This is a genomic window from Nocardioides sp. LHG3406-4 (assembly GCF_049897745.1).
GTDB lineage: Bacteria > Actinomycetota > Actinomycetes > Propionibacteriales > Nocardioidaceae > Nocardioides.
Window position 1 is genome coordinate 413,757 of sequence record NZ_JAFCWV010000002.1, and the last position, 14,344, is coordinate 428,100.

General features: G+C 70.1%; 12 protein-coding genes. 6 read left to right on the plus strand and 6 right to left on the minus strand.

Annotated features, from left to right (window positions below; genetic code table 11):
• Positions 1–46: 46 nt before the first annotated feature.
• Complete coding sequence (locus ACP7BP_RS08015) at positions 47–1,417, minus strand: aspartate aminotransferase family protein (RefSeq protein ID WP_426244045.1); 1,371 nt, start codon at positions 1,415–1,417, stop codon at positions 47–49.
• A 93-nt stretch (positions 1,418–1,510) separates the two neighbouring features.
• Here ACP7BP_RS08015 and ACP7BP_RS08020 point away from each other — a divergent pair, with 93 nt between their 5' ends.
• A complete protein-coding gene (locus ACP7BP_RS08020) occupies positions 1,511–3,124 on the plus strand; it encodes an amidohydrolase (RefSeq protein ID WP_426244046.1) in 1,614 nt (537 codons plus the stop codon).
• Positions 3,125–3,139: 15 nt separating this feature from the next.
• Here the strand turns inward: ACP7BP_RS08020 and ACP7BP_RS08025 are convergent, their stop codons facing one another.
• Positions 3,140–4,342: an LCP family protein gene (locus ACP7BP_RS08025; RefSeq protein WP_426244047.1), complete on the minus strand. Its 1,203-nt coding sequence runs from the start codon at positions 4,340–4,342 to the stop codon at positions 3,140–3,142.
• Positions 4,343–4,528: 186 nt separating this feature from the next.
• On the opposite strand from ACP7BP_RS08025, the gene ACP7BP_RS08030 reads away from it, so the two are divergent.
• Genes ACP7BP_RS08030 through ACP7BP_RS08040 form a run of 3 tightly spaced genes read left to right on the plus strand, consistent with a single transcriptional unit; the run spans position 4,529 to position 7,753 of the window.
• The gene (locus tag ACP7BP_RS08030) at positions 4,529–5,962 is read left to right on the plus strand and encodes a gamma-aminobutyraldehyde dehydrogenase (protein ID WP_426244048.1); all 1,434 of its coding nucleotides are present in this window, start codon (positions 4,529–4,531) and stop codon (positions 5,960–5,962) included.
• Entirely contained in the window at positions 5,955–7,172 is a 1,218-nt protein-coding gene (locus ACP7BP_RS08035; protein WP_426244049.1) for a saccharopine dehydrogenase family protein, read from the plus strand. The genes ACP7BP_RS08030 and ACP7BP_RS08035 overlap by 8 nt, the downstream gene beginning before the upstream one ends.
• Positions 7,169–7,753, plus strand: a complete 585-nt coding sequence (locus ACP7BP_RS08040; protein ID WP_426244050.1) for an AMP-binding protein — start codon at positions 7,169–7,171, stop codon at positions 7,751–7,753. Before ACP7BP_RS08035 ends, ACP7BP_RS08040 begins: the two co-directional genes overlap by 4 nt.
• 66 nt (positions 7,754–7,819) lie before the next feature.
• On the opposite strand, the gene ACP7BP_RS08045 is transcribed toward ACP7BP_RS08040, so the two are convergent.
• Genes ACP7BP_RS08045 through ACP7BP_RS08060 form a run of 4 tightly spaced genes read right to left on the minus strand, consistent with a single transcriptional unit; the run spans position 7,820 to position 11,710 of the window.
• The gene (locus tag ACP7BP_RS08045) at positions 7,820–8,878 is read right to left on the minus strand and encodes an ABC transporter ATP-binding protein (RefSeq protein WP_426244051.1); all 1,059 of its coding nucleotides are present in this window, start codon (positions 8,876–8,878) and stop codon (positions 7,820–7,822) included.
• On the minus strand, positions 8,875–9,669 hold the full coding sequence (locus tag ACP7BP_RS08050; RefSeq protein WP_426244052.1) for an ABC transporter permease: 795 nt from the start codon (positions 9,667–9,669) through the stop codon (positions 8,875–8,877). Before ACP7BP_RS08050 ends, ACP7BP_RS08045 begins: the two co-directional genes overlap by 4 nt.
• A complete protein-coding gene (locus ACP7BP_RS08055; RefSeq protein WP_426244053.1) occupies positions 9,666–10,580 on the minus strand; it encodes an ABC transporter permease in 915 nt (304 codons plus the stop codon). Before ACP7BP_RS08055 ends, ACP7BP_RS08050 begins: the two co-directional genes overlap by 4 nt.
• Positions 10,581–10,582: 2 nt before the next feature.
• Positions 10,583–11,710 (minus strand): ABC transporter substrate-binding protein, encoded by a 1,128-nt coding sequence (locus tag ACP7BP_RS08060; RefSeq protein WP_426244054.1) that lies wholly within the window; start codon positions 11,708–11,710, stop codon positions 10,583–10,585.
• 155 nt (positions 11,711–11,865) lie between these two features.
• On the opposite strand from ACP7BP_RS08060, the gene ACP7BP_RS08065 reads away from it, so the two are divergent.
• The gene (locus tag ACP7BP_RS08065) at positions 11,866–12,978 is read left to right on the plus strand and encodes a 1-deoxy-D-xylulose-5-phosphate reductoisomerase (RefSeq protein WP_426244055.1); all 1,113 of its coding nucleotides are present in this window, start codon (positions 11,866–11,868) and stop codon (positions 12,976–12,978) included.
• Positions 12,975–14,324, plus strand: coding sequence for a M50 family metallopeptidase (locus ACP7BP_RS08070; RefSeq protein WP_426244056.1), 1,350 nt, complete (start codon positions 12,975–12,977; stop codon positions 14,322–14,324). The genes ACP7BP_RS08065 and ACP7BP_RS08070 overlap by 4 nt, the downstream gene beginning before the upstream one ends.
• The last annotated feature ends 20 nt before the right edge of the window (positions 14,325–14,344 follow it).

Here is a 14,344-nt window from a genome sequence, read left to right on the forward strand (position 1 = left end):
CGCGACTCAACAGCAACGGGGGCGCGACTCAACAGCAACGCGGGGGTCAGAGCAGGGACCACGCCTTGTCGAGCACCACGCGGAGGATCTGCTCGATCTCGTCGAAGTGCTCCTGGGTGCAGATCAGCGGCGGGGACAGCTGCACTACCGGGTCGCCCCGGTCGTCGGCACGGCAGTAGAGGCCCTCGTCGTACAGCGCCTTCGAGAGGTAGCCGCGCAACAGCTTCTCGGACTCCGCCTCGTTGAAGCTCTGCTTGGTCTCCTTGTCCTTCACCAGCTCGATGCCGTAGAAGAAGCCGTCACCGCGTACGTCGCCCACGATGGGCAGGTCGAGCAGCCGCTCGAGCGTCGACCGGAAGGCGCCCTCGTTGTCACGGACGTGCTGGAGGATGCCCTCGTTCTCGAACGCGTCGAGGTTGGCCATCGCCACGGCTGCCGAGACGGGGTGGCCGCCGAAGGTGTAGCCGTGCGCGAAGGAGTTGGTGCCCTCGAGGAACGGCGCCATCAGCCGGTCGGTGGCGATCATCGCGCCCAGGGGTGCGTACCCCGAGGTGATGCCCTTGGCGCAGGTGATGATGTCCGGCTGGTAGCCGTACCGGTCGGCGCCGAACATGTGACCCAGTCGGCCGAAGGCGCAGATCACCTCGTCGGAGACCAGCAGTACGTCGTACTCGTCGCAGATCTCGCGCACCCGCTGGAAGTAGCCGGGGGGCGGCGGGAAGCAGCCGCCGGCGTTCTGCACCGGCTCGAGGAAGACCGCGGCGACGGTGTCGGGGCCCTCGTTCTCGATCGCCACGGCGATCTGGTCGGCGGCCCAGCGGCCGAAGGCCTCGGGGTCGTCGCCGTGGATCGGGGCGCGGTAGATGTTGGTGTTGGGCACCCGGAACGTCGAGGGCACCAGCGGCTCGAACTGCTGCTTGAGGGCGGGCAGGCCCGTGATGGACAGCGCGCCCTGGGTGGTGCCGTGGTAGGAGATGGCACGGCTGACCACCTTGTGCTTCATCGGCTTGCCGGTGAGCTTGAAGTAGTTCTTGGCAAGCTTCCACGCCGACTCCACGGCCTCGCCGCCACCGCTGGTGAAGAACACCCGGTTCAGGTCGCCGGGCGCGTAGCCGGCGACCCGCTGGGCCAGCTCGATGGCCTTCGGGTGGGCGTAGGACCACAGCGGCATGAAGGCCAGTTCCTTGGCCTGGGCCGCCGCGGCGTCGGCCAGGTCCTCGCGGCCATGACCCAGCTGAGAGACGAAGAGACCGGCGAGCGCGTCGAGGTAGCGCTTGCCGTGGCTGTCCCAGATGTAGGCGCCCTCGCCCCGCACGATCACCGGCACCTCGGCGTCGTCGTAGGTCGAGTGGCGAGTGAAGTGCATCCACAGGTGATCCTTGGCGGCCTGCTGCAGATGCCCGTACCTTGTGTCCATGGCAACCATCCTGGGGGGCGTTCGCCTAGCGAGGCAAGGGATTCCGTGTCGATTTCGCCCAAATAGGCACGTATTTCGTGCAGGAATGCCCATATGACCGTCGTCTTCCGCAATGGAACGGTGTTCGACGGGCGAAAACACGTGGGGCGGACGGATGTCGCGGTCGAGGGCGACCGCATCGTCGCGGTCGGCCCGGACCTCGATGTCGGGGGCGAGATCGTCGATCTCTCCGGCGGCCTGCTGGTGCCCGGCTTCATCGACGCCCACGTGCACGCGGTGCAGGGTGGTCTGGAGCGGGTCCGCTGCGACCTCTCCGTGGACGCGGAGAACAAGCAGGTCTACCTGGAGACGATCGCCGCCTACGCCCATGCCCACCCGGACCGACCGTGGATCCTGGGCGGGGGCTGGTCCATGGCGGTGTTCCCGGGCGGGACACCCACCGCCGCCGAGCTCGACACGGTGGTCTCCGACCGGCCGGCGTTCCTGCCCAACCGTGACCACCACGGCGCCTGGCTCAACACGGCGGCGCTGCGCCGGGCCGGCATCGACCGGCACACGCCGGACCCGCCCGACGGGCGCATCGAGCGGGACGCCGACGGCGAGCCGACCGGAACCCTCCACGAGGGCGCCATGCGCCTGGTCACTCGACTGCTGCCCCGCACCCAGGACTCGGAGTACGACCAGGCCCTCCTCGAGGGGCAGCGCTACCTGCACTCGCTGGGCGTCACGGGCTGGCAGGACGCCATCGTCGGCGCGTACGCCGGCATGGACGACCCCGGCCCGATCTACTGGCGGGCCGCCCGGCGCGGTGACCTCACGGCGTACGTCGTGGGCGCGCTGTGGTGGGAGCGCGACCGCGGCCTCGAGCAGCTGCCCGAGCTCCGTCGGCGGCGCGACGAGCTCACCGACGGGCGCTTCCGGGCCACGACCGTCAAGGTCATGCAGGACGGCGTCGCCGAGAACGGCACGGCAGCCATGCTCGAGCCGTACCTCGACAGGTGCGGCCACGCCACGGGCAACCGCGGGCACTCGTTCGTCACCGCGTCCGCCCTGGCCACGGCCGTGGCGGCCCTCGACGAGGACGGGTTCCAGATCCACGTCCACGCGATCGGCGATCGCGCCGTCCGGGAGTCGCTCGACGCGTTCGCCGGGCTCCGCGATGCCGGGCGGAGCGACCTGCGCCACCACCTCGCGCACCTGCAGATCGTGCATCCCGACGACGTCGGCCGCTTCGCCGAGCTCGGGGTCGCGGCGAACCTCCAGATGCTGTGGGCGTGTCTGGAGCCCGAGATGACCGAGCTGACGCTGCCCTACCTCGGTGCGGAGCGGGCCGGATGGCAGTACCCGTTCGGCGACCTGCACCGCGCCGGCGCGCGGCTGGTCGCGGGCAGCGACTGGCCGGTGACCTCGCCCGACCCGCTGCTGGCCATGCACACGGCGGTCAACCGCACCGGCTACAGGGCTGCCGGGCCGATGGGGTCGGAGCCCTTCCTGCCGGGTCAGGCCCTCGACCTGGCGACGGCGTTCGCGGCGTACACCTCGGGGAGCGCCTGGATCAACCATCGTGACGACGCCGGGGTCATCCGTCCCGGCGCGGTCGCCGACCTGGTGGTGCTCGACCGGGACCCGTTCGCCGGCCCGGTCGAGGAGATCGGCGCGACCCGGGTGGTCTCGACGTGGGTCGACGGCGCCAAGGTGCACGGTTGACGCCTCGGCGAGGCGTCAGCTGACCTCGTCGTCGTCGGGCAGCGCGTCCTCGGGGTGGTCCCGGACGTAGCCGCGGACCTTCTCCTCGCGCACCGCCCGCCACAGCTCCCGGGCGGCGGAGTCGTCGATGATGTTGACGGACCCGGCGCCCTCGACCGTGTCGTACCGCTCGAGCGGCAGGGTCAGGAACTTCACCTTCGAGGCGTCGAGGCCTCGAAGGCTGACGGCGAGCGCTCGGATGTCGCCGTTGGTCCAGCCGGAGTCGACCGTGAGGTTGCCCGCGATCGCGTCGAGGATGTTGCTGAGCTTGATCGGGTTGCCCAGGGTGTCGTCGGCCAGGGTCTTGCGCATGAGCGCGCGCATGAAGTTCTGCTGCCGGTCCACACGGGAGAAGTCGCCCTCCGCGAGGCCGTAGCGCATCCGGACGTACTTCAGCGACAGCTCGCCCTTGAGCAGCGTCGTGCCCTGCTCCCACTGCTGGTGCTGCTTGGGGTCGTAGACGGCCTCGGGGATGTAGACCTCCACGCCGCCGATCGCGTCCGTGAGATCGGTGAAGCCCGCGTAGTCGATGATCGCCATGTGGTTCATCCGCAGCCCGGTGAGGTTCTCGACGGTCCGCCACGTTCCGATCGGGCCGTAGGCGGAGAAGGCGGCGTTGATCTTGTCGAGGCCGTGCTCCCGCCCCTCCGGGTCGTGGATGGGGACGTAGGAGTCACGCGGGATCGACACGACGTACGCCGCGCTCCGGTCGGCCGGGATGTGCACCACCATCATGGTGTCGCTGCGGTAGGCGCCCGGGTCCCAATCACCGTCGGCGAGGAGCTCGGCGACCGTGGGCTTGTCCGCCAGTCTGTCGGGGTTGTCGGCGCCCATGAGCAGGACGTTGATCGACCGGTTCGGGCTGGCATCGGGCCGGTCGCCCTGCCCGATGGCCGAGGCGTCGATGCGGTCGATGTCGGAGAGCTTGCCGTTGAGGGACCAGGCATAGCCGCCCACGGTGGCGGCCACGAGCACGGCCCCGGCGATCAGGAGTACGCCGCGGCGGCGGTGGCCGCGGACGGCCTGCCACACGGCCGTGCCGACGAGCGAGACCACGAGCGCGGCCAGCAGCCAGGCGACGAGCTCGAGGTGGCCGTGGAGGAGGAGCCACGAGAGCGCGGCCACCACCGCGGCGATGGCGAGCACGATCAGTGCGAAGGCGATCCAGGCTCTGCGCATCCACCCGTCCCCGTGTCGTGAGCGCCCCGACGCCCCGTGCGCCCCGCTCGACCTCGGGATGATCCTGCCGTACCGGTGGTCGTCCGACGGGGTACGCCACGGCCGCGTCGCCGATGACGACGGAATCAGTCGCGATTCGTGGTCAGCACCTATCGAATCCGCGGGAACTGTCGCTACTGTCGGACCATGTCAGCAGAGTCGTTCAAGAACGTCATCGACGGCGCCCTCGTGGACGCCGCGTCCGGTGGGACCTACGACGTGGTCGATCCCAGCACCGGTGACGGCTACGCCACCGCACCCATGTCGCGCGGAGAGGATCTCGACCGCGCCTACGCCGCCGCCGACCGTGCCTTCGAGGGCTGGGGCGGCAGCACGCCGCAGGAACGCGCCCGGGCCCTGCTTCGGATCGCCGACGCGATCGACGCGCGTGCCGACGAGATCGTCAGGGTGGAGTCGCGCGACACGGGCAAACCACTCGGGCTGACCGCCAGCGAGGAGCTGCCACCGAGCTCTGACCACTTCCGGTTCTTCGCCGGTGCCGCGCGAGTGCTCGAGGGGAAGTCGGCGGGGGAGTACCTCGCCGACCACACGTCGTTCGTCCGCCGGGAGCCGATCGGCGTCGTCGGGCAGGTGACGCCGTGGAACTACCCGCTCATGATGATGATCTGGAAGATCGCCCCGGCGCTCGCAGCCGGCAACACCGTGGTGCTCAAGCCCAGCGACACCACTCCCGCGTCCTCGACACTGCTGGCCGAGATCTGCCAGGAGTTCCTCCCGCCGGGGGTGCTCAACGTCGTGTGCGGTGACCGCGACACCGGGCGTGCCCTCGTCGAGCACCCGACTCCGCAGATGGTCTCGATCACCGGCTCCGTGCGGGCGGGGATGGAGGTCGCGGGCTCGGCCGCCCAGGGCCTCAAGCGCGTGCACCTCGAGCTCGGCGGCAAGGCACCGGTCATCGTGTTCGACGACGCCGATGTCGAGGCCGCGGCCGCCGCCATCGCCGAAGCGGGCTACTTCAACGCCGGCCAGGACTGTACGGCGGCCACGCGCGTCCTGGCCGGCCCCGGCATCCACTCCGACTTCGTCGCCGCGATCACCGAGCAGGCTCGCGGCATCCGCACCGGCATGCCCGACGACGAGGACGTGCTCTACGGCGCTCTCAACAACGCCGACCAGCTGAGCCGGGTCAGTGGCATGGTCGACCGGCTCCCCGACCACGCGCGCCTCGAGACGGGCGGACGACGCCAGGGCGAGACAGGCTACTTCTACGAGCCCACCGTCGTCTCGGGGCTGCGTCAGGACGACGAGCAGGTGCAGGACGAGATCTTCGGGCCCGTCATCACCGTCCAACAGTTCAGCGACGAGGGGGAGGCCCTGCGCTGGGCCAACGGCACGAAGTACGGACTGTCGTCCTCGGTGTGGACCAAGGACCACGGGCGGGCGATGCGGATGTCGCGCAAGCTCGACTTCGGCGTGGTGTGGATCAACACCCACATCCCGTTCATCTCGGAGATGCCCCACGGTGGCTTCAAGCACTCCGGATACGGCAAGGATCTCTCGATGTACAGCCTCGAGGACTACACGCGCATCAAGCACGTCATGAGCTACATCGGTGAGTGACGCGATGCGCATCCTGCTCGTCGGAGCGGGCGGCGTCGGTGGGGCGTTCGCCGCTATCGCCGCGCGACGTGACTTCTTCGAGTCGGTCGTGATCGCCGACTACTCGCTGGCCAGCGCCGAGCGCGCAGCCGCCGTCGACGACCGGTTCGAGTCCGCCGAGGTCGACGCGTCCTCCGCGTCCTCGGTGGAGGAGCTGTGTCGCGAGCACTCGATCACGCACGTCATGAACGCCGTCGACCCGCGGTTCGTCATGCCGATCTTCCAGGGCGCGTACGCCGCGGGCGCCGACTACCTCGACATGGCCATGTCGCTGTCGCGACCGCATCCCGACGCGCCGTACGAGCAGACCGGGGTGAAGCTGGGCGACGAGCAGTTCGCCGCCGCGGAGGCCTGGGAGCGCGATGGGCGCCTGGCCCTGGTCGGCATCGGCGTCGAGCCGGGCCTCTCCGACGTCTTCGCGCGCTACGCGGCCGACCACCTCTTCGGCGAGATCGACGAGCTCGGCGTGCGCGACGGTGCCAACCTCACGGTCGAGGGTCACGACTTCGCCCCGTCGTTCTCCATCTGGACGACGATCGAGGAGTGCCTCAACCCGCCCGTCGTGTGGGAGAAGGACCGCGGCTGGTTCACCACCGAGCCGTTCAGCGAGCCGGAGGTCTTCGACTTCCCTGAGGGCATCGGACCGGTCGAGTGCGTCAACGTGGAGCACGAGGAGGTGCTGCTGATGCCGCGCTGGATCGACGCGAAGCGCGCCACGTTCAAGTACGGCCTCGGCGACGAGTTCATCGACGTCCTCAAGACGCTGCACAAGCTCGGCCTCGACTCCACCGAGAAGGTGAGGGTCGGCGGTGTCGAGGTCTCGCCGCGCGACGTGGTCGCGGCGTGCCTGCCCAACCCGGCCGAGCTCGGCCCCAGGATGAAGGGCAAGACCTGTGCAGGGCTCTGGGTCACCGGGACCGGCAAGGACGGTGCCCGGCGGTCGACGTACCTCTACCACGTGGTCGACAACGAGTGGTCGATGTCTGAGTACGGCCACCAGTGCGTCGTGTGGCAGACGGCCGTGAACCCCGTGATCGCGCTCGAGCTGCTGTCTCGCGGCGTGTGGTCGGGCGCGGGCGTCCTGGGTCCGGAGGCGTTCGACGCCGTCCCGTTCCTGGACCTGCTCAACGAGTACGGCGCCCCGTGGGGCCAGCAGGAGCTGCCCGGATGACGGTGAGCGGCATCGACTGGTTCCGCGCCGGGGAGACCCTGAACGCCTGCTACAACGCCGTCGACCGGCACGTCATCCGCGGGCTCGCCGACCACCTCGCCCTCGTCGGCGACCGGGAGTACTCCTACGCCCGGCTGCTGACCGAGGTCGGCGCCTTCGCCGGGGCCATGCGCGGCGTGGGCGTCTCCACCGGTGACGAGGTGCTGGTTGGCGGACTGCCGCCTGTGCAGCACGTCGTCGTCACCTTGGCGTGCGCACGGCTGGGCGCCGTCGTCTTCGACGCCGAGCCGCCGGCCCCCGTTCTGGCCGTGCTCGGCACGTTCCCCGTCGACGCCACGGGAGACCTCCCGGTCATCACGGCGGACGTCACCGGCGACCTGACGTGGGAGATGGCGATGACGGCCGGACGGTCCGACCCCGCCGGATGTTCCGACGTACGAGCCGAGGCCCCGTTGCGGGTGCTCGGAGGGCGACCCGTGCCGACCGCCGAGCACCTCCTCGCCGTCGCGGACGGCGAGGTCCACGACGACGTCTTCGGCCCGCTGCTCGCCGGAGGGACCATCCACCTGCCCGGGTGGTAGTCCGGTGCGAATCGGGGCTCTGAGGCCCGTTGCAGCCCTGATTTGCACCGGACTACCCCGCAAGGGTCAGGCGTCGACCACCAGCAGCGCGGTGGGCTCGATGCCGAGCCGCACCCGGTCGCCGGGGGAGAGCGTGATCGCGAGGGAGCTGGCGATCTGCGCCATGGCGTGCTGGCCGTCGTCGAGGTCGGCGTAGACGCGCGAGATCGGGCCCAGGAAGCCGACCGACATGACCGTCGCGTTGTCCGCCCCGTTGCCACCGACGGTGATCGCCTCGGGCCGCACCATGGCCTTGCCGGTGCCCGAGGGGATCGAGCCCTCGATCACGGGCACCGTCGTGCCCAGCACGCGCGCCGTACCGCCGCTCACCTCGGCGTTCATCAGGTTGTTGAGGCCGACGAACTCGGCGACGAAACGGGTGGCCGGGTGGGCGTAGAGCTCGGCGGGAGCGTCGATCTGGTCGAGGCGCCCGGCGTTCATCACGCCCACGCGGTCGGCGACCGCCAGCGCCTCCTCCTGGTCGTGCGTCACGAAGAGCGTCGTGGTGCCGACCTCGAGCTGCACCCGGCGGATCTCGTCGCGCAGCTGTGCCCGCACCTTCGCGTCGAGGGCCGACAGCGGCTCGTCGAGCAGCAGCACCGACGGCTCGATCGCCAGCGCGCGAGCCAGTGCCACGCGCTGCTGCTGGCCGCCCGAGAGCTGGCGGGCGTACCGGTCGGCATGCTGGGAGAGGCCGACGAGCTCCAGCATGTCGTCGGCGCGGCCGCGACGGTCGGCCGAGGGGCGCCCGCGCAGCTTGAGCCCGAAGGCGACGTTGTCGCGCACGGTCATGTGCGGGAAGAGGCTGTAGGCCTGGAAGACCATCCCCATGTCGCGCTTGTTGGCGGGCACCCGGGTCAGGTCGTTTCCGCCGACCGAGACGGTGCCGGAGGTGGGGCGGTCGAGCCCGGCCAGGATGCGCAGCGCCGTGGTCTTGCCGCAGCCCGACGGCCCCAGCAGGGCCACCAGCTCGCCCGGCTCGAGGTGGAGGGTGAGCCCGTCGAGAGCGCGTACGGCGCCGTACGTCCGCGTCAGGTCGGTCAGCTCGACGGCCAGGCCGCGGGCGGTGTCGGTGGCGGTGGTCATTCGTTGGTTCCTCCGGTGTCGGGAGCGCGGTTGCCGCTGAGGTACGACAGGCCCAGCAGCAGTGCCGAGACCACGACGATCGAGGCCAGGGCCCCGGCGACCGCGGTGGGCGCCTCGGTCTTGTAGATCGCCGCGAGCGCGACCGGCATCGTGTCGAAGTGCAGGAGCGAGGCGAACGTGAACTCGCCCAGCACCAACGCGACCGCGATGAACGCGGCGCTGAGCACGCCGGTGACGATGTTGGGCAGCACGATCCGGGTGATCACCGTCAGCCAGCCCGCGCCGAGCGAGCGGGCCGCCTCGGACAGGGTGGTCACGTCGATGGCCGCCAGCGCTGAGTCGATGGACCGGTACGCGTAGGGCAGCACGAGCACGACGTACGCGAAGGTCAGGGTCAGTGCAGAGTCGCCCAGGAAATAGGTCACCCACGCATAGACGTTCGCGATGCCGACCACGATCACCAGGGCCGGGATCGTCAGGGGCAGCAGGCATAGGAACTCGATCACCCGCGACATCCCCGGCACCTTCAGGCGCACCCAGATCATGGTCGGCACGAGCAGCACGACCATCAGCAGCACGGTGAAGAGCGCCAGCAGGAGGGAGGCGATGATGGCCTCGCGCAGGTCCTCGTTCTCGACGAGCGCGCGCCAGGCGTCCCAGGTGCGGCCCTCGTCGCCGCGGCCGCGGGTGCTGAAGTCGAGCATCGAAAGCAGTGGCAGCAGGAAGTACGCGGCGAACAGCGTCAGGGCGACGGCGCGGAAGACGCGGAACCCGGTCGACTGGCCCGTCACTTGATCCACCGCGACGTACGGCGCAGCAGGAGCGCGTAGAGCCCCATCACGATCGCCACCACGACGATCATCTGTAGCGCCAGCGCGAACCCGAGGTTGGCCTGACCGAGCAGGACCTCGCTCGTCAGCGCCGAGCGGATGAGGAGCGGGCTGATCGGGTTGCCCTGGCTGACCAGCACTGCGGCGGTCGCGTAGGCCGCGAAGGCGTTGGCGAAGAGCAGCAGTGCCGAGCCGAGGAACGCTGGCGTGAGCAGCGGGAAGCCGACCTGGCGCCAGTACTGGCCCGTGGTGGCGCCGAGGCTGACGGCCGCCTCGCGCCACTGCGGCCGGAGCCCCTCGAGGGCGGGCGTGAAGACGATGACCATCAGCGGGATCTGGAAGTAGGTGTAGACGACGATCAGCCCGTTGAGGCCGAAGAGCCAGCCGGAGCCGTAGATGTCCAGCCCGAGCGAGGACTGGAGCGCCTGGGTCAGCACGCCGTTGATGGCTAGGAGGGAGATGAAGGCGAAGGCCAGGGTCACCCCGCCGAACTGCGCCAGCACCCCGCACACCGAGAGCGTCGCCCGCCTCAGCAGGCTGCGCTCGCCCAGCGACAGGATCAGGTAGGAGAGCAGCGCGCCCAGGAAGGCACCGATGGCGGCGGTGCTGGCGGAGAGCAGCACGCTCTTCCACAGCGAGTTGAGCGCGGCGTCGGACGTGAGCGCGCGGACGTTGCCGAGCGTGAAGCCGCCGCCCTCGCTCTGGAAGGCACCCACGATGACCGTGACCGTGGGGACGATGAGGAAGACGAGCAGGAAGCCGAGGAACGGCAGCAGCGCCAGGTAGGCGCCCAGGGAGGAGCGACGGCCGGCGCCGGTGGGGGGCGGAGTGCCCACCACCGGCGCCGGAGTCGCGACGTCGGCGACGCTCACGGTCAGCTGATGACCTTCGACCAGTTCTTCGCCAGGTACTCGGTGGCCACCTCGGTCTGCTCGTTGGTCGGGATCACCGGGGTGCCGGCGACCTCGGGCAGCGCGCTCCACAGCTTCTCGTCGATGGTGCCGGCCTCGGCCATCGCGTCACCGCGGACCGGTCGGGCGCCACCCTTGAGCCAGAGGTTCTGGCCCTCGTCGCTGTAAAGGAACTCCTGCCACAGCCGCGCCGCCGCGGGGTGCGGGGCGTCGGCGTTGATCGCCTGGTAGTAGTAGCCCGCGACCACGGCCTCCTCCGGGACGACCGTCTTCCAGGTGTCCACGTTGGCCGCTGCCGCCGCGCCGAGGTAGTCCCAGTCGATGACGACCGGGGTCTGGCCGGACTCGATGGTCGCGGAGTCGGGGTCCACCGGCAGGAAGTTGCCGGCCTTCTTCAGGTCACCGAAGAAGTCGACCCCGGGCTTGATGTCGTCGGCGGAGCCGCCGTTGGCGATGGCCGCCATCATCACGCCGCTGAACGCCGCGCCGGCCTGCGTCGGGTCGCCGTTGAGGGCGACCTTGCCCTTGAACTCCGGGCCGAGCAGGTCCTCGAGCGAGGTCACGTCGGGCACCTCGGCCGAGTCGTAGCCGATGGACATGTAGCCGCCGTAGTCGTTGACCCAGGCGCCGTCCGGGTCCTTGAACTCCTCGGGGATCTCGTCGAAGTTCTCGACCTTGTACGGCGCGAACATGTCGGTGTTGGCCAGCGCCACGGACTGTCCTAGGTCGAAGACGTCTGGGGCGCGCTCGGTGCCCTTGAGGTCGTTGGCGGCGTTGATCTCGTCCTGGCTGGCCGCGGTGGGCTGGTCGGAGTTGACCTCGATGTCGTACTTCTCCTCGAACGTGGAGATGATCTCGCCGTAGTTGGCCCAGTCGGGCGGGAGCGCGATGACGTTCAGCTCGCCCTCTTCCTGCGCAGCCTCGATGAGTGCGTCCAGGTCCCCGAAGTCGGCCGCTGAGGTCGCCTCGTCGGCCGACGTGCCGGACTCGGTCTTGGTGTCGTCGCCGCTGTCGTCTGGCGCCGCGCATGCGGCCAGGGCCAGCACGGTGGTGGCTGTGGCCAGCAGTGCCGGGATGCGTGTCTTTCTCATGTGCCGGTGAACCTCTCGTCTGGGACGGATGTGTCCGGTGGGTCACGGTCGGGCATCCACGTGTATTGCGGGTGCGAGGTGGATTCCGCGCGGAAGAACTGCAGCCGACCATACGGCGTCCGGCTGGTCAACGCCGGTGCTGGGAGGATGGCTGCATGCACAGACGCGACGTGGTGATCCTCGGCTCCACCGGATCAGTCGGGACCCAGGCCCTCGACGTGGTCCGCGCCCACCCCGACCGGTTCCGCGTGGTGGGGCTCACCGCGGGCGGCTCCAACCCCGCGCTCTTCGAGGCCCAGGTCGCCGAGTTCGCCCCCGCCCACCACGGGCTGGGGGAGGCTGCTTCAACGGAAGTGGCGGCGGTCGCGTGCGACGTCGTGCTCAACGGCATCACCGGCGCGGTGGGCCTGCGACCCACTCTGGCCGCCCTCGACGCCGGCAACACCTTGGCCCTGGCCAACAAGGAGTCGCTGATCATGGGCGGCCCGCTGGTGCTGCGTCGGGCTGCCGAGGGCCAGATCGTGCCCGTCGACTCCGAGCACTCCGCCCTGGCCCAGTGCCTGAGAGGCGGCAGTGAGGCGGAGGTACGCCGTCTCGTGCTGACCGCCTCCGGCGGCCCGTTCCGCGGGCGGAGCCGCGAACAGCTCGCCGGCGTCACGGTGGACGAGGCGCTGGCTCACCCGACGTGGGACATGGGTCCGGTCATCACCATCAACTCCGCCACCCTGGTCAACAAGGGTCTCGAGGTCATCGAGGCGCACCTGCTCTTCGGCATCCCCCTCGACCGCATCGAGGTGGTGGTGCACCCGACGAGCGTCGTGCACTCGATGGTGGAGTTCGTCGACGGCTCGACGCTGGCGCAGGCCAGCCCGCCGACCATGCTCATCCCGATCGCCCTCGGGCTGGGCTGGCCCGACCGGGTGCCCGACACGGCACCGCCGGTGGACTGGACCAGCCCGCAGACGTGGCAGTTCCTCCCGCTCGACGACGAGGCGTTCCCGGCGGTGGCACTGGCTCGGGCGGCCGGGAAGCGCGGGTCCACCGCACCAGCCGTCTACAACGCGGCGAACGAGGTCTGCGTGGAGGCCTTCCGGACCGGGCGGCTGAGGTTCGTAGAGATCGTCGACGTGGTGAGCGCCGTGGTCACCGCCCACGACGTACCCTCGGAGGAGCAGCTCACCGTGGACGACGTCCTGGGCGCCGACCTCTGGGCCCGCGAGGAAACCGCCCGCCTCATCAGCCCGACCCGGGGGACCGTCACCACATGACCGCCATCTTCTACACACTCGGCGTCGTCGCCTTCGTGCTGGCGATCCTGGTGTCGATCGGTCTGCACGAGCTCGGTCACATGATCCCGGCCAAGAGGTTCGGCGGGAAGGTCACCCAGTACTTCATCGGGTTCGGCCCCACCGTGTGGAGCAAGCGGGTCGGCGAGACGGAGTACGGCGTCAAGGCGATCCCGCTCGGTGGCTACGTCAAGATCGTCGGGATGCTGCCGCCCGGCGCCGTGGAGCTGGCCGACTCGGTCGAGGTCGACGCCGACGGCAACCGGGTCGTGCGGGTCCGCAAGTCCAACACCGGGCTCTTCACCCAGCTCATCTCCGACGCGCGTGCGGCCGAGTGGGAGACCATCGGCCCCGAGGACGAGAGCAGGCTCTTCTACAAGCTGCCCTGGTGGCAGAAGGTGATCGTGATGGCCGGCGGGCCGACGGTCAACATCGCCATCGCCCTGGCGATCTTCGCCCCGGTCTTCGCCACCTACGGCAACCCCAGCGACCTCAAGGTGAGCCTCACCGTCGAGAACGTCGCTCCCTGTGTCGTGCCGGCGGCCGAGGACGCCCGTGCCTGCCGCGCCGACGACCCCGCGACTCCGGCGGCCCTGGCGGGTCTCCGGAAGGGCGACCAGTTCCTCGCGTTCAACGGGGAGCCGGTCTCGACGTGGGGGGAGCTCTCCAAGCTCATCCGTGACAACGACGACGGCGCCGCCACCCTGACGATCCTGCGAGACGGCGAGCAGCTGACCGTCGACACCAACACCACGGTGGCCGCCCGCCCGTCCACCGAGGGCGCGGAGGACCTGGTTCAGGTCGGCTTCCTGGGCGTCACCCCCGCCGTCGACCGCGTGACCGGCGGGCTGGGCTACACCCTCGGCCAGATGGGCCAGATGACCGTCGACACGGTGCAGGCCTTCGCAGAGCTGCCGGCGAAGGTCTGGGGCGTCGGCCGCGCCATCGTCGGCCTCCAGGAGCGCGAGCTCGACAGCCCGGTCTCCATCGTCGGTGGCGGCCGCTTCGCCGGCGAGACGGTCTCCCACGACGACTTCCCGGTCAAGGAGAAGGCCGTCTTCCTGCTCATGCTGATCGCCGGCTTCAACTTCTTCATCGGCATGTTCAACTTCCTGCCGCTGCTGCCCCTCGACGGCGGCCACATCGCCGGTGCCCTGTGGGAGGCCGTACGCCGCGGCTGGGCGCGGCTCCGCGGCCGACCCGACCCCGGCTACGTCGACGTGGCCAGGCTGCTGCCGGTGGCGTACGTCGTCGGCCTGAGCCTGCTGGTGATGGGCGTCGTCCTGATCGTCGGCGACCTCGTGGTGCCGCTCCACATCCCCGAGTGAGGCCTGACCGGCCGGTCCAT